Source organism: Carnobacterium sp. CP1 (genome assembly GCF_001483965.1).
Taxonomy (GTDB): domain Bacteria; phylum Bacillota; class Bacilli; order Lactobacillales; family Carnobacteriaceae; genus Carnobacterium_A; species Carnobacterium_A antarcticum.
Genome location: NZ_CP010796.1, coordinates 41,260 through 66,999, shown reverse-complemented (window position 1 = coordinate 66,999; position 25,740 = coordinate 41,260). Strand labels below are relative to the sequence as shown.

Here is a 25,740-nt window from a genome sequence, read left to right as displayed (position 1 = left end):
CCTCAACTTTTGACGCTTGTTTTTTTTAGTTCTTCTAAAAATACGGCTCCATATTTTTCCAGTTTATTCTCTCCAACTCCTTTGACCATCAAAAGCTCATTATCTGTTTGAGGCATGAGTTGACACATTTGCTTCAGTGTCTCATCCGAAAAAATAACATAAGGAGGCACTTTTTGGATGGTTGCCAGTCCTTTTCGTACTTCACGCAGCCGATCAAACAACACATCGTCAATAGCAACTTTATGCGCTTGCTGAGCTTGTTTACGTGTCACTTTTAGTTCGCCTTTTAAAACTGTCACGCCTTTCTCAGTAACTTTCAATAAAGGATATTGTCCATCGGTCGGCATCAAATATTTTTCAGCCGTCAAGTAATCGATCAGCTGAGTTACTTCTTTTTGAGAAGACGTCTTCATTAAGCCATAAGTCGACAATTCTTCAAACTTCCATTGTTTTATTTTTTGGTCTTTTGAACCCGTCAGTACTTTCATGACCATTGATTTACCAAAAGTTTCTCCCATACGTTTAACACAAGATAAAACTTTTTGAGTATCTAAAGTGACGTCAATGGCTTCTCGCTCATCCAAACAATTGCTGCAATGCCCGCATTCTCCGCATTCTTCCCCAAAATAACGAACGATGTACCGCTGCAAGCACATTTGAGTAGAACCATATTGTGCCATTTCTCTTAGCTTAGTGTATTCAAGCTTTTTATGTTCTTCATTCATCTCAGATTGTTCGATGAAATAATGTTGAATTTGCATGTCTTGCGGCGAAAACAATAAAATAGCGTCACTTGGCAATCCGTCTCGACCAGCCCGGCCTGCTTCTTGATAGTATGCTTCGATATTCTTAGGAATTTGGTAATGGATGACAAAACGCACATTGCTTTTATCAATTCCCATTCCAAAAGCATTAGTTGCAACCATTACGTTTACTTCATCATAGAGGAATTTTTCTTGCCAATCGTTTCGTTCCTCTTCTTTCATTCCACCATGGTATTTTCCAACAGTTATTTTGTTCGTTTTTAATAACAAGTAAATCCGTTCAACTTCTTTGCGTGTACTGGCGTAAATAATCCCAGATTGTCCTTCATTGATTTTTAAGTAATCCAAGAGATAGCGATTCCGTTCTTGGCCTTTTACCACTTGGAAAGCTAAATTATCGCGAACAAATCCTGTATTCACACGATTGTTTTCTTCAATTCCTAATAATTGCAAGATATCATTAGATACAAGCGGTGTTGCAGTAGCGGTCAAAGCCAGAATAGTTGGACGATAAGTAAAATTTTGGATCGTATCACATAACGACAAATAACTCGGTCTAAAATCATGCCCCCATTGTGAAATACAATGCGCTTCATCAATAGCAATCATCGATACTTTAACCGATTGCATCAAATAAAAGATTTCTTCCGTTTGGAAACGTTCAGGTGCAACATAGACTAATTTATAGTCCCCATTGCTGGCTTTTTTCAATCGATCATTCATTTCCGCTGACGAAAGCGTACTATTTAAAAATGTTGCTGCTATGCCTAATTCCGTCAAAGCATCCACTTGATCTTTCATCAAAGAAATCAATGGCGAAACAACGATGGTCACGCCATCAAACACTAATGCCGGAATCTGGTAACAAAGCGATTTCCCGCCTCCGGTAGGCATAATGGCTAATGAATCTTGACCATTTAAAATCTTTTCAATTACTTCTTTTTGGCCAAACCGAAAAGCATTAAAGCCATAAATGTCATGAAGCAATTGATGAGCTTTCGCTAACATCTTGCACCCTCCTTTTTCACATTCAACAGTCTTCCTAGATTAAAAAAACAGAAAAATCAGTTTCGATTCTCCTGTTTTTTCTCCGCTATGAATGCCTTTAGTTGTTGCAGAAAGTTGATTCACAACTTATTTTTTACACGTAAAAAACCAGCGCGTAGATTCATCATTTATGTCAGACTCTCCAAATTCTGCACTAGTAAAAATTGAAGTAAATCCAGCTTGCTGCAACATTTCCCGATACACTTCTATTGGGTAAGTCCGTTCTTTATGAGTTTCATCAAAACGCTCATAGCGATCTGTTTCTTCCTCGTAAACAAAAAATGTCAAGTCATGTTCGATTGAGTGTTCCGTTTCTCCAGCATAACTTTGCCAAAGGAAACTGATCTCTTCCGACTGATCATTATACATATAGCCCGGGAAAATGTTATCGATTTGATAAATTGAATGAACATCGAATAAAAATGTTCCTTCTTCATTTAACGTTTGATACACTTCTTTAAAAACATTCAAAACTGCGGCAGCATCCGGCATATAACAAATTGAGTCTGAAAAACAGGTAACAACATCATACTGTCCAATTTCTGATAAATCCAGCATGTCGCCTTCTATTAGCGGCAGCTGAACGCCTTCAGAAAAGGCTCGTTCGCTTGCCAAACTCAACATATTAGCTGACAAATCTAACCCTGTCACATCATAGCCATGTTTTTTCAATGTGACTGCTAATGCGCCTGTTCCGCAAGCCAATTCGAGTACGGATTGCCCTTTGTTTTGAAGTTGACGGTCCACGAAACTAGCCCATCGTTCATAAAGAGTATCGTCCATAATAGCGTCATAAACTTGTGCAAATGTTTGATAACTCATTGGACTTAAACCATATCGGTGATGTCTACCAATGGTGCATCACTCCATAGTTTTTCGAGATTGTAAAACGAACGTTCTGAGTAATGAAAAACATGTACAATAATTTCGCCTAAATCAATCAATAACCATTTTGCAGATTCACGGCCTTCGACGCGATTTACTTTAAGTCCAGCTTTGTGAACTTGATCAATGATTTCATCTGCGATTGCTTGTACTTGCTTTTCACTATTTCCGTGCATAACGACAAAATAATCAGCTAAAATAGAAATTTGGCGAACGTCCATTGCTAAAATGTCTTCTGCTCGCTTGTCATCTCCGGCTTTTACTGCAATTTCTAATAATTTTTCACTTGTTGCTATCATTATATTCCTCCTAAGGTTTTGCTACCCATGTATTATAAGTATCGATGGTTTTCGGGTAAATTTTTCTTTTTTGACCAATCAAATGCAGCAAAGTGTGTTCCGTTTCAAATGCTACAGCTTCTGCTAAGCTCGTTTCAGCTGCTTTTCTTGCTTCAGAGACAACCGGGAAAACACGACCAGGTTCAATATAATCGGCTACATAGATGATTTGTTCTAATAAAGACATCTCTGGACGGCCGACTGTATGATAATGAATAGCATTTAAAATATCCGCATCTTGGATGCCTAATTCTTTTTTGACTAAAATAGCTCCAACAGGACCATGCCAAATTTCACTGCCATATTGCAATAGTTCCAAATCCAAATTTGCGCTAATGATCAAATCATGCATTTCGCCATGATTGCGTTCTTTAGCATAATCATGCGTTAAAGCAGCAATACTAGCCGCCTCTGTTGAAACGCCATAGCGTTGAGCTAATTCTACAGCTGCGGTTTCGACGCCTAGGACATGCTTAAAACGTTGACTGCTCATTTGTGTTTGTACTTTTTCAAGCAGTTCTTTTCGGCTGAGGTTAATATATTTCTCGCCGTAAAATAAGTCATTCGGTTTTATCAGCATTTTGATATAACCCCTTCTCACTAATATACTGTAATGTTTTATCAGGAATCAAATACCGTACCGGACAATTTGTTTCCAGCTTCGTGCGTAAAAGCGTAGAACTGATGTCCAGCGAAGGGACATCGACCCATATAATCGGATAAGGACTTTCTAACCCATATCCTGGTCTATTTACGCCGACAAATTGAACGAGATGGAGCAATTCTTCGATGCGATACCATTTAGGTAAATAAGCTACCATATCGCCGCCAATAATAAAGTAATAATCCGTCTCTGGATGTTCCTTGACTAACTGCAACAATGTATCGTAAGTATAACTCTTACCGCCACGTTCAACTTCGCTTTTCTCAATGTCAAAAAGAGAGTTATCTTGAATAGCTGCCTCAACCATTTTCACTCGATGAGAAGCAGCAATAGCTTTCTTTTCATCTTGATGTGGAGGATTTGCACTCGGCATAAAATAAATTTTATCCAAACCCAGCTGCTGGCAAACTTGATCTGCAATAATCAAATGCCCGATATGCGGCGGATTGAATGTTCCACCCAGTATCCCAACTTTTTTCCGTTTGTTTTTTACAGGTAAAACCTCTGTCAAAGCGTCAACCTGATGGAAAGAAACAGTTTGCTTGTTCAAGATAATCACCTTTCTTTCATTCGTTCATGTTTTTACTTTTTCTTTTTAGCTGGCAATTCAGTTGAAATACGTTGGTATTTCTCTTGTGATGAAGGGCTAAATAACACGATCACACGACCAATGACTTGAACTGCATCGCAGCCTAAGGCCCGTTCGATTTCTGCTGCTACTTCATCAACCGATTCATCGGTATTTTGCAGTAAGTTGATTTTTATTAATTCTCTTTTTTCAAGTGCTTCGCCAATCTGTACAATGACTTCTTTGTTTAAACCATTTTTTCCAATTTGGAAAATAGGGTCTAAATGATGAGCTTTGCTTCTTAAATAACGTTTTTGTTTTCCAGTTAATTCCATTTTTTCACTCCATCTAGATTATAGTCGCTAATTTTTTGGTCTTTAAGTTTAAATTAAAGATTTACGAATAACTACATTAACACCTTTTGGTGCCCAACCTGCAACTACTGCTCCAGGCTCATTAACAGTTACCCAACCCAATCCTGCAAAAACAATATCGGATTTTTCTTTGATAGTAAATTCGAAACGAACCAATTCGGGGAAATCTGCCACTTCATCTTTACGAGGGGGCTGTAACAATTCACCAACTTGTTTTTTATACAATTCATCCGCATTAGCTAATTTTGTCCGATGAATTTTTAAATCATTAGAAGTAAAGCAAGTAAATGAGCGTCTGCCGCCTTGTAAATAATCAAAACGCGCAACACCTCCAAAGAACAAGGTTTGCCCTTCGTTCAATTGATAGACCATTGGTTTGATTTCTTTTTTAGGAGCTATCAATTTTAAATCTTTATCCCCTAAAACGTGCGCCATTTGATGACGATGAACAATTCCAGGTGTATCGATCAATAGTTTTCCATCTTCCAAAGGTATTTCGATTCGATCCAACGTTGTTCCAGGGAACTGTGAAGTTGTAATCAAATCTTGGACACCAACTGTCATTTTAATAATTTGGTTAATCAATGTTGATTTTCCAACATTGGTTACTCCCACTACAAAAACATCGCGTCCTTGACGGTATTTTTCAATAGTGTCTAATAAACTTTCCATTTCTTTAGGTTTCATAGCGCTTGTTAAAACGACCTCTTTAGGGCGCAATCCTTCTTCAAAAGCTCGTTCACGTAACCATTGGGTCATTTTTCCGCGTTTTAAGGATTTAGGCAATAAATCAACTTTGTTGCCCACTAATAGAACCGGGTTATTGCCGACAAAACGATGGAGTCCTGGAATCAAGCTGCCATTGAAATCAAAAATATCAACAACATTCACTATCAACGCATCTTCTGTTCCAATTTCATTCAGCAATTTCAAAAAATCGTCATCGGTTAAGTGGACATCTTGAATTTCATTGTAGTGCCGTAATCTAAAACAACGTTGACAATACACTTCTTCTTGTTCAAGTCCTTTTTTCAGGGCTGATTCTGGTGTATATCCTGGAGCGTCTTTATCGGTTGTTTGAATAACAGCTCCACATCCGATGCACCGAATTTCTTCCTCATTCATTAATTCTTTTGTCATGTAAAGACTTCCTCCATCTCATATCTGGATCTTTTCGTATTAAGTAGTTCATAATATGCAATTCTATAAAACGATTAAACTGAGTGTTCCACGCATCACTATTGACAATCGGTTTTACCAAAACATTCCGTACACCGGCAAGGTTGGCTCCCCAGATATCAGTCATGATTTGGTCGCCAACCATCAATACTTCTTCTTTGGGCAAATTCAGTTTCGCCTCGGCTTTTTTAAAGCCAATAACCGTTGGTTTCATTGCTCTGGAAACGTACTCTAACCCTAAAACAGTGGCTACTCGTTCCACGCGAGAAGCTTTATTATTCGAAAGAATGATAACTGGGATACCAGCTGTTTGCATGACTTCGATCCACTTTATCAGCTCTTCCGTTCCATCTGGGTTGTTCCAAGCAATCAGGGTGTTATCTAAGTCTGTTAAAACGGCTTTAATATTTTGTTTTTTTAATTGTTCAGGTGTAATGTGATAGATGGCATCTACCATCCACGTCGGTTTAAATATATTCAGCATTATTTCTCCCTATCCATTAAAATAGGAGTACCTTGGACAGTACTCCTCTAGTTTACTATTTCTTTAATTATACGCCAAATCAACAAAATTACAAGCAGACCTAGTTGTTTTTAGGCTGATTCTCATTTTGCAAAAAGACAGCATGCAATTCATTGATCGCTAGTTTTAAATCTGTTTCTGCAATCAAGATCCACACAGTTGTGTAGCTGTCAGCAGATTGATAAATGGGTATCTGATGTTTAGCCATTGTAGTGACCATTTTTGCTATAACTCCCGGTACTCCAGTGATGCCCGCACCTACGATTGCTACTTTTGCACAATTCTCAACAAGAGTGTAGGAAACGCCTTGTTCATCAAAAATAAGTCTAGCTCTTTCCGAAGTCGTTTGCGGTAATGTGAATACGATCTTATGCGGAAAAATATTGATGAAATCCACACTGATATCCAATTCGGCTAATAACGAAAAAATGATTTTTTGAGTTTGCTGAGCCGTTTCGATGCTAAATTGCACTAAATTAGATACATGGGCAATCCCGGTCACTAAACGATAAGGTTCGATTTGACCTTCAATATGCGTTACTAAAGTTCCCGTGTTGGTAACCGGCTGATAGGTTGATCGGATTCTTAAAGGAATACCCGCTTGCATCGCAATTTCTACAGCTCGCGGATCGATAACTTTCGCTCCCTCATGTGCCATGTTGCTCACTTCTTGGTAACTAACGACTTTTAAAAACTGAGCTTTATCGACCAGTCTAGGATCAGCAGTCATCATGCCCGAAACATCTGTAAATATGTCAATGTTTTCTGCTTTAAATGCCGATCCTAAGAAAGCAGCCGACGTATCGCTTCCACCACGGCCTATAGTGGTGATATGTCCGTTTTCACTGACTCCTTGAAAACCAGTGACTACTACCACATCATTGGTTTTAAAATAAGAATAAATCGTTTCTTTTTCAATTCGTTGTACTTTAGCATTCCCAAAATCTTCATTCGTTACAATCCCAGCATCTTGCCCTGTTAAGCCGACAGCACTTAGCCCATTCTTCTTTAACTCATTTGTAAAAACAGCTGTAGAAATTGTTTCTCCAACTGACAGCAACATGTCTCTTTCACGCAAATCTAAAAAACTGCGATTCCCCCGATTAAGGATAAAAGCGAATCCGTTGCATATGGATCTCCCATACGGCCAATTGCCGAAACCACTACAATCACTTTGTAGCCTAATGACACAGCATGAACGATATGCTTTTCAGCTGCCCGTCGGCTTTCTTCATCTTTAACAGAGGTGCCTCCAAATTTTTGAACTAAAATTTTCATCGTTTACCATCCTTTGGGTATCTAAAATAGTATGAGTGGATTTCACTCTTTTCGTCAGCTTAAGCTTATTCCTGTTTTATTATAACGAAGACTTAGACAATATTCAATTAAGTACGGACGCAAGAAACTAGTTCAGTGTTTCCGCTTTTTCGTGCTATACTAAGAAAAAATGATTTATAACTGGAGAGTGACAAAATGATTCTTAAAGAAGTATGCGTTGAAAATTATACGGTGATTCCTCAAGCTATTGCAAATGGAGCCAATCGTATCGAGCTCTGTGACAATTTAGCGGTAGGCGGAACAACTCCTAGCAAAGGAGTGATGCACGAAACAATGGCTTATTGCGGCGAAAAGACGATTCCCGTAATGGCTATCATTCGACCACGAGGCGGTAATTTTGTTTACAATGATACAGAGCTAAAAATCATGGGCTACGATATTATCGAAGCTCGCAATTTAGGATTAGACGGAATTGTTATCGGCTGCTTGAATGAAAACAACTGGTTAGATGAAGATGCATTAGAGCAAATTTTAGAAGAATCTTATGGATTACAGATTACATTCCATATGGCTTTTGATCAGATACCCGTTGAAAAGCAATTTGAAGCCATTGATTGGCTTATTGAACATGACGTTCAACGTATTTTGACACATGGCGGCCCATCAGGAGTACCTATTGAAACCACGTTACCCCATTTAAAAGAATTAGTCGATTATGCAAATGACCGTATTATCATCTTACCCGGAGGCGGCATCACCAACAAGAATGCTCAAGAAGTCATTGACTATTTAGGTGTCAATGAAGTTCACGGTACAGCTATTGTTGGCCAACTTCACTAGCATAAAAAAGAATCCTTCTACTCATGCAATGAGTGTAGAAGGATTCTTTTTTACTGTTTCTTCGCCTGTACGCCTAAGCGGTCTATGGTCAATTCCTTAACGACAGCTTTTTTAAATTTTTCCTGCAACAGTAATTTCATCTCTTTTAGACGATCTTTTGACAGCAGTACTAAAACAGTTGGTCCTGCTCCACTTAAAAAAGTTCCATATGCTCCATTGGCATCTGCTAGTTTACGAATAGGCGATAAATGAGGAACCAATTCTTTGCGGTATATTTCGTGCCATAGATCTCTTGCCATCATTTGCCCTGCTAAATCCAAATCACCTGTCAGAACGGCACTGATCATCACATTACTAATGGAACTAGCTTTAACCGCTTCGCTATATGTTAACGTTTGGGGCAAAACAGTGCGGCTTTCCTTAGTCAGTAGTTCGTGATTCGGAATCACAGCTAATAAACTTGTTTCTGGAAAAGGATATTTAACAGCAAAAATTTCTTTTCCCAACTGGCTCGCGACTACAAAATCCCCCATAATAGCAGGAGCAACATTGTCTGGATGACCTTCAATAGTTGCTGCTATTTCTAGTTTCTCCATAGAGGTTAAATTTAATTGAGCGACTTGGTTTGCTAATTCGATTCCTGCTACGATCGCGGCAGAACTGCTGCCTAAGCCTCGTGTTGACGGGATTTCGCTTTTCATTCTCAGCTTCCTGGGAGTTAACGTCGAAACTATAGATAAAGCCGTTTGGATTATCAAATTGCTTTCATCTGTGGGAATACTTTCACCCAACTGGTGATCAATCTGCCAAACCGCTTGTTCTTGACCTACCTCTAATGTCAGATAGAGGTTCAACGCCAATCCACATGAATCAAACCCTGGTCCTAAGTTAGCCGTTGTCGCAGGTACTTGGATCGTTATCATATCAATGCCGCGCCTTTTCTTAAATGATCCCGCATATCTTCTAAATCATCCATTTTAGCGATTGGGATTTCAGTTACACTCATCGCTGTGTCGGGGTCTTTCAATCCGTTGCCTGTAAAGATACAGACCACTGTTTCTCCTTGTTGAATAGCGCCGCTTTTTACATTTTTGATCACACCAGCTAGCGAAGCTGCCGACCCAGGTTCGATAAATACGCCATCCATCGCCGCAATTTTTTTATAAGCTTCAATGATTTCATCATCTGTGACAGACTCAATGATTCCCTTAGATTCATCACGTGCAGCTTCAGCTAAATTCCAGCTAGCAGGATTTCCGATGCGAATAGCTGTTGCAATCGTTTCTGGCTGCTCGATCACTTTTCCTTTCACGATTGCAGCGGCGCCTTCAGCTTCAAAACCATGCATTCTAGGCAGACCCGTTTGATGCAAATCGTTCCATTCTTTGAACCCTTTCCAATAAGCAGAAATATTGCCGGCGTTGCCGACAGGAATCGCTAAAACATCGGGTGCTTTTTCAAGTGCTTCACAAATTTCAAAAGCTCCTGTTTTCTGTCCTTCCAAACGATAAGGGTTAACAGAATTCACTAACGTTACAGCCTCTGTTTCAGCCAATTGACGAACAGCAGTTAAAGCTTCATCAAAATTTCCCTGAATCGAAATGATATCAGCTCCATACATCACTGCTTGTGCTAATTTTCCTAAAGCTATCTTCCCTTCAGGAATAACGATATAAGCTTTCAAGCCCGCACGAGTTGCATAAGCAGCCGCTGAAGCGCTGGTATTTCCTGTAGAAGCACAGATGATCGCTTTTGCGCCCTCTTCCTTTGCTTTGGCTACAGCCATGACCATTCCTCGATCTTTAAAAGAACCAGTAGGGTTTAATCCTTCATATTTTCCATATAGAGTTACCCCTAATGTTTCAGACAAATTAGGTAAAGAAATCAATGGTGTATTTCCTTCGCTTAATGAAATCATAGGTGTGTTTTCAGTGACCGGCAGCAACTCTTTGTATTTATCTAATAAGCCTTTGTACATTATTTCCCCTCCATAACTTTAAAGCACGCCAATAATTTCATGCCTTCGGTTTCTTTCAGTGTGCTGAGAACAGCTTTTTGTTGAATTTTATTCATTGTATGTGTCACAATAACCACTTTAGCAGACGCTTCCGGAAGCGGTTGTTGGATGATTTGGTCAAATCCAACAGCTGATTTGCTGAAAATAGTGGTCAATTCTAAGAAACGTCCTGTTTGGTCTTGCATTTCAATGGCAATGTAATATTTAGATTCCACCGCTTTATCTTCCGTAATCGTAGTCTCGTGCTGATAAGAATTAAAGACGTTTCCTGTAGTACCCAAACCGATATTTTTAGCAACTGTAATAACATCACTAACCACACTAGTAGCTGTTGGCAACGCCCCGGCTCCTGGTCCATAAAACATCGTTTCGCCAACTGCTGCTCCAACAACAAAAACAGCATTATTTTCGTTTTGAACGCCCGCTAAAGGGTGGTTTTCTGGTACGAGCACAGGTCCAACATCTACATGTACACTACTGTCGTTCATTCCAACAGCTGAACCGATGAGCTTGATTCGGTAACCTAAACGTTTAGCCATTTCGATATCTGCCAGTTTAACATTGCGAATGCCTCTTGTTTCAATTTGATCTAATTCAACATTCATTCCAAATGCCAGCCGTGTTAGAATCACCATTTTTCTAGCAGCATCGATCCCATCTACATCATTGGTCGGATCGCTCTCAGCAAAACCTAAATCTTGCGCTTTTTTCAATGCTTCTTCATATGTTTTGTTTTTGTTCGTCATTTCAGACAGCATAAAATTGGTTGTCCCATTCACAATACCGAAGACCTTTTGGATATTGTCTGAAGCTAGGCTGTCAACGATCGTTCTTAAAATAGGTATGCCGCCTGCTACGCTGGCTTCATAATATAGGTCACAATGGTACTCTTTTGCTAAGGCAACCAGTTCATTTCCATGAAGAGCGATCAAGTCTTTATTAGCCGTTACTACATGTTTGCCTGCTCTTAAAGCTTGAGTGATATAATCTTTAGCTATTTCAATGCTTCCCATGACTTCTATGACAATATCGATTTCAGGATCCTCTAAAATAGCCGCTGCATCTGTAGTCAGCTCGATTCCTTCAGATAAGGCTCCACGATTTTTTTCGGTGTTTCGAACCAACACTTTTTTTACATTCAATTCTTCGCCTGTTACTTGGCTGATTTTATTTTCATGGTGTTTCAGAATGCTGAGGACGCCACTTCCAACTGTTCCAAAGCCTAAAATCCCGACTTGTAATTGTTTCTTCATCCTTAAGATCCTCCTTTATTTTCATTACATGATTAAAACATTTTAATGCAATCCTAATTGTACACAGGATTAAGTATACCTAATTATTAATAAGATAACTACCCCTTACTGTAGTAAAAATTGCACTTAAGCAGAAACCTACAAGCAGCAATCAAATCCTTGGAGATAGTTAAAAGCTTTAAAATAAAAAAAAGAGAACAACTATGGGCGCTCCCATCTTTGTTCTTCTCTTTGATTTTTAATCTTGCAACAATTCAAAAATTTCAATTGCAACTAAATCCAAATCATCAAATTGGTAAATTTGGTGAGTTGAACTATCTTCTAATTCAAAAGTAGCAGTTTTCGCATCATAAGAAATCGAGCAACGTTCGTTACCTTCCTTTTCGAATCTACGAACTTGAACTTCACTATCTTTATCCTCTAGCATAGCTTCCAATCGACGTATGATCGCCTGTAATTGTGAAGGTTTCATAATCTCGTGCCCCTTTCAAACTTGACTCAGTAATTATTTTAACAGATTTCCCTTCAAAAGACAGTAAACTCATCTCTTTTTCATAAAAAAAATACTTTTTAAATAGGCAAATTTGGAGCAAAGCTTATGATAACACTCTTTGTTAGGTTATTGGATGAAAAATTTTTATAGGCTAAATAAAAAAATAGCAATCTCAGCATCGCTAAGATTGCTATTTTTTATTTTATTGGTCGTTTTCCTTCAGACCACCAAAGTTTGATAAAAGCTTGCGTTCCATCTTCTCCGTGACCGTTTTTTTCCAATTTTTCATACAGTTGTTCAGCTAAATCAGTAGAAGGCAATTCAATTCCCATCCTCTTAGCTTCATCCAACGCAATTTTCAAGTCTTTCACAAAATGTTTTACAAAGAATCCAGGTGAAAAGTCTTCTCGTAAAATTCGCGGACCATAATTAGTTAATGACCAGTTATTGGCACTTCCGCCTCCAACAGTGTCTAAGACTTTGTCTAAATCTAATTCTGCTGCATCTGAATAGACTAGCAATTCTGTCATCCCAGTCATAGTGCCAGCAACCATGATTTGATTGGCCATCTTAGTGTGTTGACCTTTTCCAGCAGATCCTTGTAAATTTACTTTGCTTGAAAATACTTTAAATATAGGTTCCGCCTTAGTATAAGCTGCTTCGTCGCCTCCTACCATTATGGTTAAGGTGCCTTTTTGTGCTCCTAGATCTCCGCCAGAAACCGGAGCATCTAACACAGATATCCCTTTTTCTTTTCCGGCTTCATAAATTTTCAATGCCAAAGAGGGAGTACTGGTAGTCATATCTACTAAAATATGGTCAGCTGTAGCTGCTTGGAAGATACCTTTTTCACCAAAATAAGTTTCTTCCACATCTTTTGGATAACCGACGATCGTAAAAACAACGTCGCTTTTTTCTGTAACTGCTGCAGGATTTTCAACCCACGCAGCACCTAAGGAAACAAGTTCATCGGTCTTACTCTTAGTACGATTGTAAACATTGACGGGATAACCAGCTTTCAATAAATGTTTTACGATGGATGAGCCCATTACACCCGTTCCTATAAAGCCAATTTTTTTCATCTCTTTTTAGCAGCTCCTTTTCATTCCAATGATTATAGTATACCATCTCAATGGAATTCTGCATAAAAAACGCTTTAACACGTTCCCGTTAATTTAAGTAGATGAGCATCTTTTTTAACATTTCTAATGTATTCAAGTAAATAAACTGAACCCCAATTCTTCTTTAGCTATTGGCTTGCTGCTGATAAAACTCCAACCAGACTTGAGCCAAACGCTCTTCGGAATAAGCTTCGCTCCCAGCTAATGCTTTTTGAAGCAAGTTTCGGTAAAAAACTGGATCGTTCTTTAATTGTTCGATTTTCGCTTTCATTTCTCCTTTATCTTTAGCGGCTGCATAATAGCCCTCTAATATTGGCAAGTACAATGATAAATCCCGCAAGATTACTGGAGTTTCACAAGAAAAGGCTTCGAGAATGCACATAGGAAACAATTCCTCGTAGGAAGGCAGTAAAAAAACATCAGCCATATTATAATAATTGAGCATTTCTTCTCGTTTGAGTATCCCAGTAAACAGCAAATTCTCAGGAGGGTGTTCCATTAGCTTTTTAAATTTCTCGTACCCATCGGTTATTTTTCCAAATGAAAAACCTCCTGCCCAGATAAACTGGATCTCTGGCATTTCTTCAGCGAGAGCAGCAAAATCCAGGACTCCTTTTCGTTCTTGGACCTGCCCAGCACCCAAAACAATAAACTGGTCTTTCGACAGTCCTAAAGCAATTTTCAGCTGTTGGATAGTTTTAGGTTCTAAACGGTGAAACTCCGTTTTTGTTACAAAATTTGGGATATACGTAACGTTTTCCTTTGCTATTCCATATTTTGCCAATTCCTTAATAAACGATGGATTAACTACTACTAAATGGTCCATTCGTTTATAAAAAGCTATTACATAATAGAAAAAAAGTTTTTCTATCCACTTCGGCAACTGGATGCTTCCTTTTAGCGTAGATGGCAAAAAATGAACATAACCAACTCGTCTACCAAAACGCCGTCTAAAAAAAGTACTAATATAATAAGTTGGATCAATGGTATGATAATGGCTGATTTGCGTTTTAGTGTAACGGTTGATTGAAACAACCAGACTAGCGCTGTGATACTTTTTTAATAAATGAACTAGCTCCTGATAAGCACTGCCTACGCCTTGCCCTGCTACTCTATCAGCAGAGGAGAACATCGTTAAGTGAATCATTTTCTTCCCCTCCTTACTTAAAAAATCATTTGTTAAAACGAATGGCTGCTTCTTTTTCATATGAATATTGTCGAATGGTTTCTCTATAAAATTGAAGGACTTTTTCGCAAAACACCTCCGATGAGATTGAATTTAAAACTACTTTGCGTTCTTCTTCACTTTTTTCGCGTTTTTTAACTTGGCTTAGATAACGACAGATTGCTTCTGCTATTTCTTCATCTTCTTGAAACAATGCTCCAAAACCGCCGATTTGCAGCAAATTCTCCGTATAATCATTTACGCGTGCAATGATATCTGTTCCAGAAGCAATTGCTTCGATATAAGTCAACCCTTGCGATTCTGAATCAGAAGCGCTCACAAATAAATCAGCTGCTTGATAATATGCATGTACCTGTGAGCTTTCAACTTCACCGACAAAAATAATACTATCGGTCAATGCTAAAGAATCAACCAGATTTTCAAGTTCTTTTTTAGCAGGACCATCGCCAACAATCACTAATTTAGCAGTTGACTGCTGTTGCAAAACATCAGGCATCGCCTTAATGAGCAATTCGATGCTTTTTTCTTTTGCGACACGGCTTAGCGATAATAATAAAGGAGCGTCTGCAGAGATATTAAGTTCTTCTCGAATAGCACGATTAGCTAATGTTTCAAAGCGTTTCAAATCGACTCCTGTCGGGATCACTTCTATTTTTTGTGTCACTCCATAGTTTAATAGCTGACGCTTAGCTTTTACGCTTGGTGCAATAACAGCAGCAGATTGATTGCAAAAAAATTTCGATGCTAGCTTCACATGGGTTGGCCGAACGACTTTTCCTTTTGCAATATAATGAAGATAATCTTCATACATTGTATGATACGTATGCACACAAGGAATTTTTAATTGGTAAGCTACATATTTCCCTGTTAACCCTAAACTGAATTCTGTTTGAGTGTGAACGATATCTAACTGCAATTCTTTTGCCCTCTTTAAAGCACGATGAGCTCCTTTGATAGCCACACGCCGGTCTTGGAAAGAAAAGAATGGAACACTCGTAAAACGTACGATGTCTTCTTCCTCTCCATGAACCTTTGGATCTGTGGTCGTAAAAATAAACACCTCATGACCTTGATTTAGAAGCTCTTCTTTCAACGTCTTAATGGAGGTCGCAACGCCACTTACTTGCGGGAAATAAGTGTCTGTAAAGATTCCGATCTTCATGAATTTTCACCCCTTTATCTAATTATACTTGTTTTTTTTAAAAACCATAAATTTTAGCCTTTTTCACAAGTTAAACCACTACTGCATTTCAATAAATCGCTCTTATGTCTTTAGTATACTTAAAAAATAACGTTTCGCCTCCAACTAAAGCAGGATTTTTTTTAATGCGGCTCCCTTTTTTGGTTTTTTTATAAATTCTCTTACTCATCAACTGTTGTTCAAAGACAAAAAAAGCTGTAAGAATCAATTGATGATTCTTACAGCTTTTTTATTTAATGCTTATTTTGTATACGTTTCTACTAATTTAACTACTTCTTCAGCAGTGTCACAATCGTTGATTGCTTTTTCTGCTAATTCAGCCATTTTCGTAGTATCTAACCGTTTCATAAGACTGCGTGTTTTTAGAATGCTTGATGCACTCATAGAGAACTCATCCAAACCTAATCCCATTAATAATGGAACAGCTGTTTGATCTCCAGCCATTTCGCCACACATACCAGTCCATTTGCCCTCTTTATGAGAAGCATCAATCACGTTTTTAATCAAACGTAAGATTGCTGGATTGTATGGTTGGTAAAGATAAGAAACACGTTCATTCATACGGTCTGCTGCCATTGTGTATTGAATCAAATCATTCGTTCCAATACTGAAGAAATCAACTTCTTTAGCAAATTTGTCTGCAATTACAGCTGCTGCTGGAATTTCAATCATGATACCAACTTCGATATCTTCTGAAACTTCGATGCCTTCATTTACTAATTTTTCTTTTTCTTCAAGCAACATACCTTTAGCTTGACGGAATTCGCCTAAAGTTGCGATCATAGGGAACATGATACGCAATTTACCAAACACAGATGCACGTAAAAGTGCACGTAATTGGGTTCTAAACATATCCGGTTCAGCTAAACAAATACGAATTGCACGGTAGCCTAAGAATGGGTTCATTTCATGCGGCAATGTCAAGTAAGGCAATTCCTTGTCTCCACCAATATCCATTGTCCGTACGACAACAGCTTTATCTCCCATTCCTTCTAAAACAGCTTTATAAGCTTCAAATTGGGCTTCTTCTGTTGGGAAATCCGGTGAATCCATGTAAAGAAATTCTGTTCGGTATAATCCAACAGCTTCTCCGCCGTTATCTTTGACACTCACTAAATCTTTAGGCGTTCCAATGTTAGCAGCTAATTCAATGTGTTTGCCATCAGCTGTAAGAGTTTTTTCGTTCTTCAATTTATTCCATTCAGCTTTTTGAGCTGCAAATTGAGACGCTTTCTCTTCGTATTCAGATACATCTGCAGTTTCTGGGTGAACCAAAACATCCCCTTGTAAACCATCCACAATTAGAAGATCGCCTTCTTTTACAATAGCTGTAATTTCTTTTGTTCCTACGATTGCAGGAATTTCAAGTGAACGAGCCATGATTGCAGAGTGAGACGTACGGCCACCAATATCCGTTACAAATGCTTTTACAAATTTACGGTTTAATTGTGCGGTATCGCTTGGGGTTAAATCATGTGCAATGACAATTACTTCTTCATCAATCATTGATGGGTTTGGTAATTTCACTCCCAACAAATGACTTAATACACGTTTAGTAACATCTTTAATGTCAGCTGCACGTTCTTGCATATAAGGATTGTCTTCCATTCCTTCGAAAATGCCGATAAACATATCCGTCACTTCTTTTAATGCACTTTCAGTGTTCACTTTGTTATCTCTTATGTTACTTTCGATGCTCCCAATTAATTCAGGGTCAGAAAGAACCATCAAATGAGCATCAAAAACTTGAGCTTCTTCTTCGCCTAAAGCTTCAGCAGCTTTAGTACGAATCAGCTCAAGTTCTTGAGTAGCTTTATTTAACGCATTTTTCAAACGTTCAATTTCTGAATCAGAATTTTCAACTGAGAATTTGTCGAAAGATAAATCGGGTTCAACAAGTAAATAAGCTTTTGCTATTGCAATGCCATCACTTGCCGCAATCCCTTTCAATTTTTCAACCATTACTCAGCTAAACCTTCTTTCTTCATCGTTTCTTCGATGCTGTTGATTGCTTCAGCTTCGTCAGTTCCATCGGCAGTAATCACAACTTCTGCACCTTGGCCAACGCCTAAAGACATAACACCCATGATAGATTTTAAGTTAACAGATTTACCTTTATATTCTAGGTTGATATCTGAATTGAATTTGCTCGCTGTTTGCACCAATAAAGTTGCAGGACGTGCATGAATCCCTGTTTCAGCTATTACATGAAAATCGCGTTTTTCCATAATGTTTGATCTCCTTTTAGTAAATAATAATTTATCAGGGCCACTCTCAAATGACTGTTTCTTCCAAATAAAACGCATTGAAACAAACATTCCATGAAATAACCCTTTCATCTTTATAGACTACCATTTTTAAGTAGTTTCTACAACCATTTTCTCTTTTTCTTTTGTATTTTCCCTGTATATTCTTTACTCAGCGAAAGTTTGATACCGGAAAACAACTTCTCCATTGTGCTTTGCTTCACCAATAATCTGATCTTTTTTTTCATGGTTCAGCCATATTTCTCTGAATTGCATGAAGTCTTCTTTTGCTATCAACAGTTCTTTTAAATCTCCATTGATTAGTTTTTCAACTTCATTTGCCATCTCTCCGCTTTCCATTTCTTCACTTCTTTCATCTTTTAATCTTTATAATTGTAATGCATTTTTTTACTAAAAGATAGTGCATTACACTTGAAAGTCAGACAAGGTCAGTGTATAATAAGAACATAAGGTCAGGGAAGGTCAGAGAAAGGTCATGTACAGTTGATTTTCAATTCTCCAGTACTGAATCGTTCATCCGCCCTTTTCTTGTAAACTTTAATTACTGAAAGGTTGTGCATGTTATGTTATGTCAAAACTGTAATCAACGAGATGCAACAATTCATTTATATACAAATATGAATGGCCAAAAAGGTCAATTAGATATTTGCCAAAATTGTTATCAACTACTAAAAAACGCTAATGAAAGTGGAAGTTCCAGAAATAATCGTCCTACACCTCAAGATCCTTTTGGATTCGGCGGATTGGATAACTTCTTCCGTTCTATGCAAAATCCAACTGGTCAAGGTGTACCACCGACTCAAAGTGGCGGCAATTCCGGAAACGGACAACCGCCTACTAATAAAAAAAGTGGTTTATTAGGCGAATACGGTACGAATTTAACAGATTTAGCTAGAACTGGAGCTATCGATCCTATTATCGGACGAGATAAAGAAATCGAACGAGTCATTGAGATTCTAAATCGTCGAACAAAAAATAATCCAGTTTTAATTGGCGAACCTGGGGTTGGTAAAACGGCAGTCGTTGAAGGACTAGCTCAAAAAATCGTTGACGCAGAAGTTCCTCAAAAACTAATGGATAAAGAAGTTATTCGTCTTGATGTAGCTTCTCTTGTTCAAGGAACCGGTATCCGGGGACAGTTTGAAGAGCGGATGCAACAATTGATCGATGAGTTGAAAAAGAATCCGCAAATCATTCTCTTTATTGATGAAGTGCATGAAATAGTTGGTGCTGGTAGTGCTGAAGGCAGCATGGATGCCGGAAATATTTTGAAACCAGCATTAGCGCGTGGCGAATTGCAGATGGTCGGTGCAACAACATTAAAAGAATACCGTTCAATCGAAAAAGACGCTGCTTTAGAAAGACGGATGCAGCCTGTCCGGGTAAGCGAACCGACTGTTGATGAAACAGTCGCGATTCTAAAAGGAATTCAAAAGAAATATGAAGATTACCATCAAGTCGCTTATACGGATGAAGCCATTAAAGATGCCGTCATGCTATCACATCGCTACATCCAAGATCGTTTCTTGCCAGATAAAGCAATTGATTTGCTAGACGAATCCGGTTCTAAGAAAAACTTGACGATTCAAGCAATCGATCCAAAAATGATTGAAGATAAAATTGCTGAAGCTGCACATCAGAAACAATTAGCTTTACAGCAAGAAGATTATGAAAAAGCCGCTTTTTATCGTGACCAAGCAACTAAATTTGCGGCAATGCGCGATCAACAACAACCCGATTCGGAACGCCCGGTTGTGACTGAACAAGATATGGTCAATATTATTGAAATGAAAACCAATATCCCAGTTGGGGAATTAAAAGAAAAAGAACAAACCCAATTAAGAAACTTAGGTACGGAATTAAGCAAACATGTGATTGGACAGGATCAAGCAATTGATAAAATTTCCAAAGCTATTCGCAGAAGCCGTATTGGATTGAACAAGAAAAATCGCCCAATTGGTTCTTTCTTATTCGTAGGGCCAACTGGTGTTGGTAAGACAGAGCTAGCCAAACAATTGGCGCTAGAGTTATTTGGAAATAAAGAAGCTTATATCCGATTCGATATGAGTGAATATATGGAAAAACACAGTGTTGCTAAGCTGATCGGTTCTCCTCCAGGATATGTTGGATATGATGAAGCTGGACAATTGACTGAAAAAGTTCGTCATAATCCTTATAGTATTTTACTATTGGACGAAATCGAAAAAGCCCATCCAGATGTCTTGCATATGTTCTTGCAAATTTTGGAAGATGGTCGTTTAACCGATGCACAAGGACGCACAGTCAGCTTTAAAGACACTATTATCATTATGACGAGTAATGCTGGCACAGGATCTGTGGAAGCTAATGTCGGTTTTGCTGCCGCTTCTAAAGGAAATCAAAAATCCGTTTTAAATCAGCTCACTGATTTCTTTAAACCTGAATTCATTAACCGCTTCGATGCGATCGTTGAATTCAATTCTTTAAAGAAGGAGCACCTGCTTGTCATCGTGGATCTAATGCTGCATGATGTTAATGAGATGTTGAAAGACCAAAACATTTCAATTGAAGCAGATCAACAGGCGAAAGAAAAATTAACTGAACTAGGTTATGATCCTCAATTAGGGGCTCGTCCATTGCGCCGTGTTATTCAAGAACAAATAGAAGATCGCATTGCTGACTTCTATCTTGACCACCCTGAAAGCAAGGACTTGGTCGCTACAGTCAATGATGCTGGTGAAATAGTCGTAAACGCTAGACAAACAGAACCTTCTATCGTTCAAACCCATCAAAACGATACTAAAGAAAACTAATTATTGATTAAAACGAGTTTGAGACTTTTCTCAAGCTCGTTTTTTTGTTTTTTCATTTGCACTCTGTATTGACTATCTGTTTTATAGAACATTAATTATTAAATCTCTGTTAAAAGTGATAGCTTTCTTATTTTCAATATGAAAAAACAATGATTCAGCTAATATGCTTTGAGTTTAGCCGGTTTTAATTATATAATACTCTTAACATATACGTTATAAAAAGAGGTGAACTGCAATGAAATTAATTGATGTCACAAATAACCATACAGCTTTAGTAACGGAACAACTTGGAAATACAGATGCCAACTTTATTAAAGTCTATTCTTTAGGTCCAACTACGGTAGTTTTTTCAGGTGCTCCTACTCATAAAGACGTTCTTTTATTAAATAAAGAACGCAATATTAAAAATGCAGAAATACAGTACGCTATTGATCATATTTTACAAACTACACCAAATAATGTAGACATTTTGCATGCACCTAATATTGTTGAGCTTTCAATACCTGTTAACGACTAGCAGCTGATTGCATTATTTTTTGCTCTTTTTTATTTTTTTGTTAAGCTTAATAAAAAGAACGCCTTTTTTTTGAAGGCGTTCTTTTTATTCTTGAGTCTCTTAAATTTGATACTAAAAAATCAGAACAGCGACAATTATCATCTTTCATTAGACGACTTACTCATTTTCCAATACAGTCAATTCAGCTGCACCTAGTTTTTGTATTCTAAAGCTTCCGGCCAGAACAGCACTACACTATTATCTTCGGCTCTGCTTCCCGAGACAAATGCATCTTTTCCGGGCTTTAAGGCTAGGATTCCTTCATCATAGAGATGCTCCACAGCATCTACGATATCTCCATCAGAAAGCGTCCCCTTAAGACCATCCATTTTTTCTTTTATACCCTCTCCGCTTTTATAAATAGAAATAATTTCATTTCTTAATTCTTCTTGATTCAATATGAACCCCTCCTGTCTATTAATTTAAATAAAGTATAACAATTAATGTAAGGGTTTTCCGTTTTTCTGTTTTGTCCTGCCCTGATCAACGTTAAAAAGACCAAGCAACTGTATACATCAGCATAACTTGGTCTCTTATCAAAAACTCAAAAAATTTAGTACTTATTTTCAAAAATTGATGGCTGCAGCTTACAACAGCGAAGACAACTCTACATTCGGATATTTATCCGCAAACCATCGCATGGCAAATTGATTCTCAAATAAGAATAACGGATGATCGTAGCGATCGCGTACCAATAAATTACGACTAGAAGACATATTGACATCTAAATCTTCTGGTTTGATCCAGCGGGCAATTTTGCTTCCAATTGGAGTCATGATCACTTCTGAATTGTATTCATGTAACATCCGGTATTGAAATACTTCAAACTGTAACTGCCCCACTGCCCCAAGAATATAATCTTCTGTATGGTATGTTTTATATAATTGGATGGCTCCTTCTTGAACAAGCTGTTGAACTCCTTTATGGAATGATTTTTGCTTCATGACGTTTTTAGCAGAAACTTTCATAAAAAGTTCAGGTGTAAATTGTGGCAATTTCTCAAATTCAACATTTAATTTGCCCTCGAAAATAGTATCTCCAATTTGGAAATTTCCCGTATCGTAAAGACCGATGATATCTCCAGCTACCGCTCGTTGAACTGTCTCGCGGCTTTCAGCCATAAACTGAGTTGAATTAGACAGTTTTATTTTCTTTTTCGTTCTTGCCAGTGTGACATCCATCCCTCGATCAAATTCACCCGAACAAATCCGGATAAAGGCAATACGGTCACGATGGGCCGGATTCATGTTAGCTTGAATTTTAAAGACGAATCCTGAAAACTCATTTGTGTAAGGATCGACTTCTTCCCCTGCTGTATCTTTGTGCGCTGTTGGACTTGGTGCAAACTCAAGAAAAGTGTCTAAAAATGTTTGGACACCAAAATTCGTTAGCGCTGAACCAAAGAAGACAGGAGTTAGTTCGCCATTAGCGATTTTCTCTTCTGAAAAAGCATTTCCCGCTTCATTCAACAATTCAATGTCTTCTAAAGCTTGTGTGTATAAAGAAGACTTTTTAATAGGATGGTCGCCTTCAATTTCTCCGGCTGCATTTAATTCAACAACTCTCTCATTGTCTTTACCATTTACTTCTGGACGGTGAATTTCAATGCGTTTATTGTAGTTGTCATATAAACCTAATAAGCCTCTTCCCATACCAATTGGCCAATTCATTGGATAAGAATCGATTTCTAAAACTTCTTCCAATTCTTCTAATAATTCCAGCGGTTCTTTTCCATCTCGATCCAGTTTATTAATAAACGTAAAAATAGGAATCCCACGCATACGGCAAACTTGAAAAAGCTTCTTCGTTTGAGGTTCAATTCCTTTACCGCTGTCAATCACCATAACGGCACTGTCGACGGCCATTAATGTTCGATACGTATCTTCTGAAAAGTCTTCATGTCCTGGTGTATCCAAGATATTTATTTTCTTCTCTTTGTACTCAAATTGCATTACCGAACTAGTAACTGAAATACCACGTTGTTTTTCAATTTCCATCCAGTCTGAAGTTGCAAACTTGCCTGTTTTTTTACCCTTTACTGTACCAGCTTGGCGAATAGCTCCTCCAAAAAGCAGCAACTGTTCTGTTATCGTTGTTTTACCCGCATCCGGATGGGAAATGATCGCAAATGTTCTTCGCGACGCCACTTCATCTTTTAAATATTGTTCCATTATTAATCCCTCATTTAAGTTGTTTATTTATCATTATTTATAGTTACCGGCATGTCGTTACATGTCAACACCCTTTTCTATCTCATTAGTTATCTCATCTATTTTTATCATTAACCAAATTATTATAGCATACACATATAGATTAAGTTTAATTTTTTTTACTTTTTGTTAAACCCGTATTTTCCGACATACCCTTCAATTGACCAAATGTTCACCTTTTTTTCTATTGCTGTTTGCTCAGCACTCTGCAAACGGGACAGATAAAGTTCATTGCCTTTTTCGTATCCTACCCTGGCTAAACCTTCACGAACAAGCACTTCTTGAACCAGTTCTCCATCAGCAAAAAGATAAGCCAAAACTCGATCATAAGTATCAAGTCGTTCATGTGTGTCTTCATATTCAATAGTCAAGTTCTTTCCTTCTAAGTAGGTTATTAAAAATTCTTTTGCTTCTTTGCCATAGGGCTGACTGGAGCCCGTTTTGGTTCTGCTGCTTTCCGGCGTATCAATTAACAGCAAACGCAATTTTTGTTCTTGGCTTCCATCACTAAAGACCAATGTATCTCCATCAATGACACGTTCCAATTCGACTGATAATTGATTTTCTACTGATTGCCCGGAATAAGGAAGACTCGGTTCTTCATTGATCACATAGTTTCCTATTCCTGCAATAAGAAGTGCAATTATGCCTGAAAGGATTTTTTTATTTATCTTTATTTTTTTCATACTCTTTCTCCTTATAAAAAGGCCTGCTGTTCGAAAGAACAGCAGGCCTTTGCTGCTGCTTTGATATAAAGCAGCTTTTATTTAGTTTCTTCAGCTAATTTTCTTTCTTGTTCTACAGCTGCTTGCGCAAGTATATTCAAGTAGTTCCATGGACGGTCAAAATGAGGTTGGAAGAAGAAATCAACATAAGCTAAATCTTCAATAGTCATTTTATTTTGAATGGCTAATGATAATGTGTTTGCAGATTGTGTCACATCATATTTAGACATGATTTGTCCACCAACAATTCGTGTTGTTCCTACTTCATAGACCAATTGCATCAATACTTCTTCAGTTGTCGGCATAAATTCTGGACGGTAGTTGTCTTTCACTAAGACCGAACGTACCTCTAAATCAAAATGCGGCGCTCCACTTGTGGTGACTCCTGTTGAACCGATGTTATATCCAAATAAATACAAACCAGAAGTTGATTGTGTACCTCTATACTTAACTTTTGGTTCTACAATATTCTTCCCAACTAACATTCCCATCCGTACGGCATTTGTAGCTAACGGAATATAAGCATGTCCGCCATTCGGGTTGTAGTTGACTGCACAACTATCTCCAGCAGCATAAATATCTGGATTGCTTGTTCTCATATAATCGTCTACGATGATTGCGCCATTTGGCAACATATCAACTTTTCCTTGCAACAATTCATTGTTGGGACGGAAACCGACACACATAACCACTAAGTCAGCTTCGTATTCGCCTTCTGTTGTAATAACAGATTTCACTTCGCCAGCTTCGTTAGCAGTAAATCCATTCACTGCTTGATTTAAAGCTAGTTTGATACCACGTTCTTGTAAATCGTTTTCCAATACATCTGTAAACTCTTTATCCAAATATTTATTTAAAATGCGGTCTAAACCATCAATTAAAGTCACTTCTTTGCCAGATTCAGCAAATGCTTCTACTAGTTCGATACCAATATATCCGCCACCGACTATTGTGATTTTTTTCGCATCTTTAGCTTGAGCAATAAGTTCATTTGCTTGTGTATAGTTTTTACACAATAAAATCTTTTTGTACTCAATGCCTGGAATTGGAGGAATAATTGGCCAAGAACCTGTTGTATTAACCAATTTATCATATGTTTCTTCGAAAACTTCGCCTGTTTTTAAATTTTCTACAATTACTTTTTTAGATTCTGTATCAATTTCTTTAATGTTGTGTTCCATTTTAACATTTGCACCCATTGAAGTAAGTTCTTCAGGGTTTGAATAAAATAGTCCTGCAGGATCTTTCACAACACCCCCGACATATAATGCAATTCCACATGATAAGAATGAGATATTATCATTTCGTTCAAATACTGCAACTTCTGCTTCGGGGTTTTCATTTAGGATAGTTTTAACAGCTGATGTGCCTGCATGCGTACATCCGATTACTACTACTTTCATCTAGTGTATCCTCCTATTGAATCAACTAATTGATTCGTTTATTCTAATGTGTGCTA

25 protein-coding genes and 1 pseudogene are annotated in these 25,740 nt (G+C 37.9%); 3 read left to right on the top strand and 23 right to left on the bottom strand.

Annotation, left to right across the window (positions count from 1 at the left end; all coding sequences use genetic code 11):
* Positions 1-2: 2 nt before the first annotated feature.
* The 9 genes and pseudogenes from recQ to dapG all read right to left on the bottom strand — a co-directional run bounded on the left by recQ (position 3) and on the right by dapG (position 7,620).
* Positions 3-1,772: a DNA helicase RecQ gene (gene recQ, locus NY10_RS00350; protein WP_058918119.1), complete on the bottom strand. Its 1,770-nt coding sequence runs from the start codon at positions 1,770-1,772 to the stop codon at positions 3-5.
* A 126-nt stretch (positions 1,773-1,898) separates the two neighbouring features.
* A complete protein-coding gene (locus NY10_RS00345; protein ID WP_058918118.1) occupies positions 1,899-2,633 on the bottom strand; it encodes a class I SAM-dependent DNA methyltransferase in 735 nt (244 codons plus the stop codon).
* Between the two features lie 5 nt (positions 2,634-2,638).
* Complete coding sequence (gene rsfS / locus NY10_RS00340) at positions 2,639-2,992, bottom strand: ribosome silencing factor (RefSeq protein ID WP_156413303.1); 354 nt, start codon at positions 2,990-2,992, stop codon at positions 2,639-2,641.
* A gap of 13 nt (positions 2,993-3,005) precedes the next feature.
* Positions 3,006-3,614, bottom strand: a complete 609-nt coding sequence (gene yqeK / locus NY10_RS00335) for a bis(5'-nucleosyl)-tetraphosphatase (symmetrical) YqeK (RefSeq protein ID WP_058918116.1) — start codon at positions 3,612-3,614, stop codon at positions 3,006-3,008.
* Entirely contained in the window at positions 3,595-4,248 is a 654-nt protein-coding gene (locus NY10_RS00330; protein ID WP_058918115.1) for a nicotinate-nucleotide adenylyltransferase, read from the bottom strand. Before NY10_RS00330 ends, yqeK begins: the two co-directional genes overlap by 20 nt.
* Before the next feature lie 32 nt (positions 4,249-4,280).
* Positions 4,281-4,601 (bottom strand): ribosome assembly RNA-binding protein YhbY, encoded by a 321-nt coding sequence (yhbY, locus tag NY10_RS00325; RefSeq protein ID WP_058918114.1) that lies wholly within the window; start codon positions 4,599-4,601, stop codon positions 4,281-4,283.
* A gap of 48 nt (positions 4,602-4,649) precedes the next feature.
* The gene (gene yqeH, locus NY10_RS00320) at positions 4,650-5,780 is read right to left on the bottom strand and encodes a ribosome biogenesis GTPase YqeH (protein WP_058918113.1); all 1,131 of its coding nucleotides are present in this window, start codon (positions 5,778-5,780) and stop codon (positions 4,650-4,652) included.
* Positions 5,758-6,303: a YqeG family HAD IIIA-type phosphatase gene (locus tag NY10_RS00315; RefSeq protein ID WP_058918112.1), complete on the bottom strand. Its 546-nt coding sequence runs from the start codon at positions 6,301-6,303 to the stop codon at positions 5,758-5,760. The genes yqeH and NY10_RS00315 overlap by 23 nt, the downstream gene beginning before the upstream one ends.
* A gap of 100 nt (positions 6,304-6,403) precedes the next feature.
* A pseudogene (gene dapG, locus NY10_RS00310) lies at positions 6,404-7,620 on the bottom strand (aspartate kinase).
* A gap of 198 nt (positions 7,621-7,818) precedes the next feature.
* On the opposite strand from dapG, the gene NY10_RS00305 reads away from it, so the two are divergent.
* Entirely contained in the window at positions 7,819-8,460 is a 642-nt protein-coding gene (locus tag NY10_RS00305) for a copper homeostasis protein CutC (protein WP_197408984.1), read from the top strand.
* A gap of 50 nt (positions 8,461-8,510) precedes the next feature.
* On the opposite strand, the gene thrB is transcribed toward NY10_RS00305, so the two are convergent.
* The 10 genes from thrB to ykzS form a co-directional block, all read right to left on the bottom strand.
* On the bottom strand, positions 8,511-9,380 hold the full coding sequence (gene thrB / locus NY10_RS00300) for a homoserine kinase (protein WP_058920178.1): 870 nt from the start codon (positions 9,378-9,380) through the stop codon (positions 8,511-8,513).
* On the bottom strand, positions 9,380-10,438 hold the full coding sequence (gene thrC / locus NY10_RS00295) for a threonine synthase (RefSeq protein WP_058918110.1): 1,059 nt from the start codon (positions 10,436-10,438) through the stop codon (positions 9,380-9,382). Before thrC ends, thrB begins: the two co-directional genes overlap by 1 nt.
* On the bottom strand, positions 10,438-11,730 hold the full coding sequence (locus NY10_RS00290; RefSeq protein ID WP_058918109.1) for a homoserine dehydrogenase: 1,293 nt from the start codon (positions 11,728-11,730) through the stop codon (positions 10,438-10,440). Before NY10_RS00290 ends, thrC begins: the two co-directional genes overlap by 1 nt.
* 238 nt (positions 11,731-11,968) lie before the next feature.
* Entirely contained in the window at positions 11,969-12,202 is a 234-nt protein-coding gene (locus tag NY10_RS00285) for a YkuJ family protein (RefSeq protein ID WP_058918108.1), read from the bottom strand.
* 218 nt (positions 12,203-12,420) lie between these two features.
* A complete protein-coding gene (locus NY10_RS00280; protein ID WP_058918107.1) occupies positions 12,421-13,305 on the bottom strand; it encodes an NAD(P)-dependent oxidoreductase in 885 nt (294 codons plus the stop codon).
* A 163-nt stretch (positions 13,306-13,468) separates the two neighbouring features.
* Positions 13,469-14,491, bottom strand: a complete 1,023-nt coding sequence (locus NY10_RS00275) for a glycosyltransferase family 4 protein (RefSeq protein ID WP_058918106.1) — start codon at positions 14,489-14,491, stop codon at positions 13,469-13,471.
* A gap of 25 nt (positions 14,492-14,516) precedes the next feature.
* Positions 14,517-15,692 (bottom strand): glycosyltransferase family 4 protein, encoded by a 1,176-nt coding sequence (locus NY10_RS00270; protein WP_058918105.1) that lies wholly within the window; start codon positions 15,690-15,692, stop codon positions 14,517-14,519.
* Between the two features lie 279 nt (positions 15,693-15,971).
* The gene (gene ptsP / locus NY10_RS00265) at positions 15,972-17,693 is read right to left on the bottom strand and encodes a phosphoenolpyruvate--protein phosphotransferase (RefSeq protein WP_058918104.1); all 1,722 of its coding nucleotides are present in this window, start codon (positions 17,691-17,693) and stop codon (positions 15,972-15,974) included.
* Entirely contained in the window at positions 17,693-17,959 is a 267-nt protein-coding gene (locus NY10_RS00260) for a phosphocarrier protein HPr (protein ID WP_058918103.1), read from the bottom strand. Before NY10_RS00260 ends, ptsP begins: the two co-directional genes overlap by 1 nt.
* 186 nt (positions 17,960-18,145) lie before the next feature.
* Positions 18,146-18,337, bottom strand: coding sequence for a protein YkzS (gene ykzS / locus NY10_RS00255; RefSeq protein ID WP_058918102.1), 192 nt, complete (start codon positions 18,335-18,337; stop codon positions 18,146-18,148).
* A gap of 224 nt (positions 18,338-18,561) precedes the next feature.
* Here ykzS and NY10_RS00250 point away from each other — a divergent pair, with 224 nt between their 5' ends.
* Both NY10_RS00250 and NY10_RS00245 read left to right on the top strand, forming a co-directional pair.
* The gene (locus tag NY10_RS00250; protein ID WP_058918101.1) at positions 18,562-20,790 is read left to right on the top strand and encodes an ATP-dependent Clp protease ATP-binding subunit; all 2,229 of its coding nucleotides are present in this window, start codon (positions 18,562-18,564) and stop codon (positions 20,788-20,790) included.
* 235 nt (positions 20,791-21,025) lie between these two features.
* Complete coding sequence (locus NY10_RS00245) at positions 21,026-21,307, top strand: DUF1827 family protein (protein ID WP_058918100.1); 282 nt, start codon at positions 21,026-21,028, stop codon at positions 21,305-21,307.
* A 191-nt stretch (positions 21,308-21,498) separates the two neighbouring features.
* Here NY10_RS00245 and NY10_RS00240 read toward each other — a convergent pair whose 3' ends face one another.
* The 4 genes from NY10_RS00240 to NY10_RS00225 form a co-directional block, all read right to left on the bottom strand.
* Positions 21,499-21,744, bottom strand: coding sequence for a hypothetical protein (locus NY10_RS00240; RefSeq protein ID WP_058918099.1), 246 nt, complete (start codon positions 21,742-21,744; stop codon positions 21,499-21,501).
* A 189-nt stretch (positions 21,745-21,933) separates the two neighbouring features.
* The gene (locus tag NY10_RS00235) at positions 21,934-23,517 is read right to left on the bottom strand and encodes a peptide chain release factor 3 (RefSeq protein ID WP_058918098.1); all 1,584 of its coding nucleotides are present in this window, start codon (positions 23,515-23,517) and stop codon (positions 21,934-21,936) included.
* Positions 23,518-23,675: 158 nt separating this feature from the next.
* On the bottom strand, positions 23,676-24,242 hold the full coding sequence (locus tag NY10_RS00230) for a thermonuclease family protein (protein ID WP_231726750.1): 567 nt from the start codon (positions 24,240-24,242) through the stop codon (positions 23,676-23,678).
* A 77-nt stretch (positions 24,243-24,319) separates the two neighbouring features.
* On the bottom strand, positions 24,320-25,684 hold the full coding sequence (locus NY10_RS00225) for an FAD-dependent oxidoreductase (protein WP_058918097.1): 1,365 nt from the start codon (positions 25,682-25,684) through the stop codon (positions 24,320-24,322).
* Between the last annotated feature and the right edge of the window lie 56 nt (positions 25,685-25,740).

Excerpts from the sequence above, each read along its gene's own strand:
- recQ (WP_058918119.1), bottom strand. The coding sequence starts at position 1,772 with ATGTTAGCGAAAGCTCATCAATTGCTTCATGACATTTATGGCTTTAAT.
- NY10_RS00345 (WP_058918118.1), bottom strand. The coding sequence starts at position 2,633 with ATGAGTTATCAAACATTTGCACAAGTTTATGACGCTATTATGGACGAT.
- yqeK (WP_058918116.1), bottom strand. The coding sequence starts at position 3,614 with ATGCTGATAAAACCGAATGACTTATTTTACGGCGAGAAATATATTAAC.
- yhbY (WP_058918114.1), bottom strand. The coding sequence starts at position 4,601 with ATGGAATTAACTGGAAAACAAAAACGTTATTTAAGAAGCAAAGCTCAT.
- yqeH (WP_058918113.1), bottom strand. The coding sequence starts at position 5,780 with ATGACAAAAGAATTAATGAATGAGGAAGAAATTCGGTGCATCGGATGT.
- NY10_RS00315 (WP_058918112.1), bottom strand. The coding sequence starts at position 6,303 with ATGCTGAATATATTTAAACCGACGTGGATGGTAGATGCCATCTATCAC.
- thrC (WP_058918110.1), bottom strand. The coding sequence starts at position 10,438 with ATGTACAAAGGCTTATTAGATAAATACAAAGAGTTGCTGCCGGTCACT.
- NY10_RS00290 (WP_058918109.1), bottom strand. The coding sequence starts at position 11,730 with ATGAAGAAACAATTACAAGTCGGGATTTTAGGCTTTGGAACAGTTGGA.
- NY10_RS00285 (WP_058918108.1), bottom strand. The coding sequence starts at position 12,202 with ATGAAACCTTCACAATTACAGGCGATCATACGTCGATTGGAAGCTATG.
- NY10_RS00280 (WP_058918107.1), bottom strand. The coding sequence starts at position 13,305 with ATGAAAAAAATTGGCTTTATAGGAACGGGTGTAATGGGCTCATCCATC.
- NY10_RS00275 (WP_058918106.1), bottom strand. The coding sequence starts at position 14,491 with ATGATTCACTTAACGATGTTCTCCTCTGCTGATAGAGTAGCAGGGCAA.
- NY10_RS00270 (WP_058918105.1), bottom strand. The coding sequence starts at position 15,692 with ATGAAGATCGGAATCTTTACAGACACTTATTTCCCGCAAGTAAGTGGC.
- ptsP (WP_058918104.1), bottom strand. The coding sequence starts at position 17,693 with ATGGTTGAAAAATTGAAAGGGATTGCGGCAAGTGATGGCATTGCAATA.
- NY10_RS00260 (WP_058918103.1), bottom strand. The coding sequence starts at position 17,959 with ATGGAAAAACGCGATTTTCATGTAATAGCTGAAACAGGGATTCATGCA.
- ykzS (WP_058918102.1), bottom strand. The coding sequence starts at position 18,337 with ATGGAAAGCGGAGAGATGGCAAATGAAGTTGAAAAACTAATCAATGGA.
- NY10_RS00250 (WP_058918101.1), top strand. The coding sequence starts at position 18,562 with ATGTTATGTCAAAACTGTAATCAACGAGATGCAACAATTCATTTATAT.
- NY10_RS00245 (WP_058918100.1), top strand. The coding sequence starts at position 21,026 with ATGAAATTAATTGATGTCACAAATAACCATACAGCTTTAGTAACGGAA.
- NY10_RS00235 (WP_058918098.1), bottom strand. The coding sequence starts at position 23,517 with ATGGAACAATATTTAAAAGATGAAGTGGCGTCGCGAAGAACATTTGCG.
- NY10_RS00230 (WP_231726750.1), bottom strand. The coding sequence starts at position 24,242 with ATGAAAAAAATAAAGATAAATAAAAAAATCCTTTCAGGCATAATTGCA.
- NY10_RS00225 (WP_058918097.1), bottom strand. The coding sequence starts at position 25,684 with ATGAAAGTAGTAGTAATCGGATGTACGCATGCAGGCACATCAGCTGTT.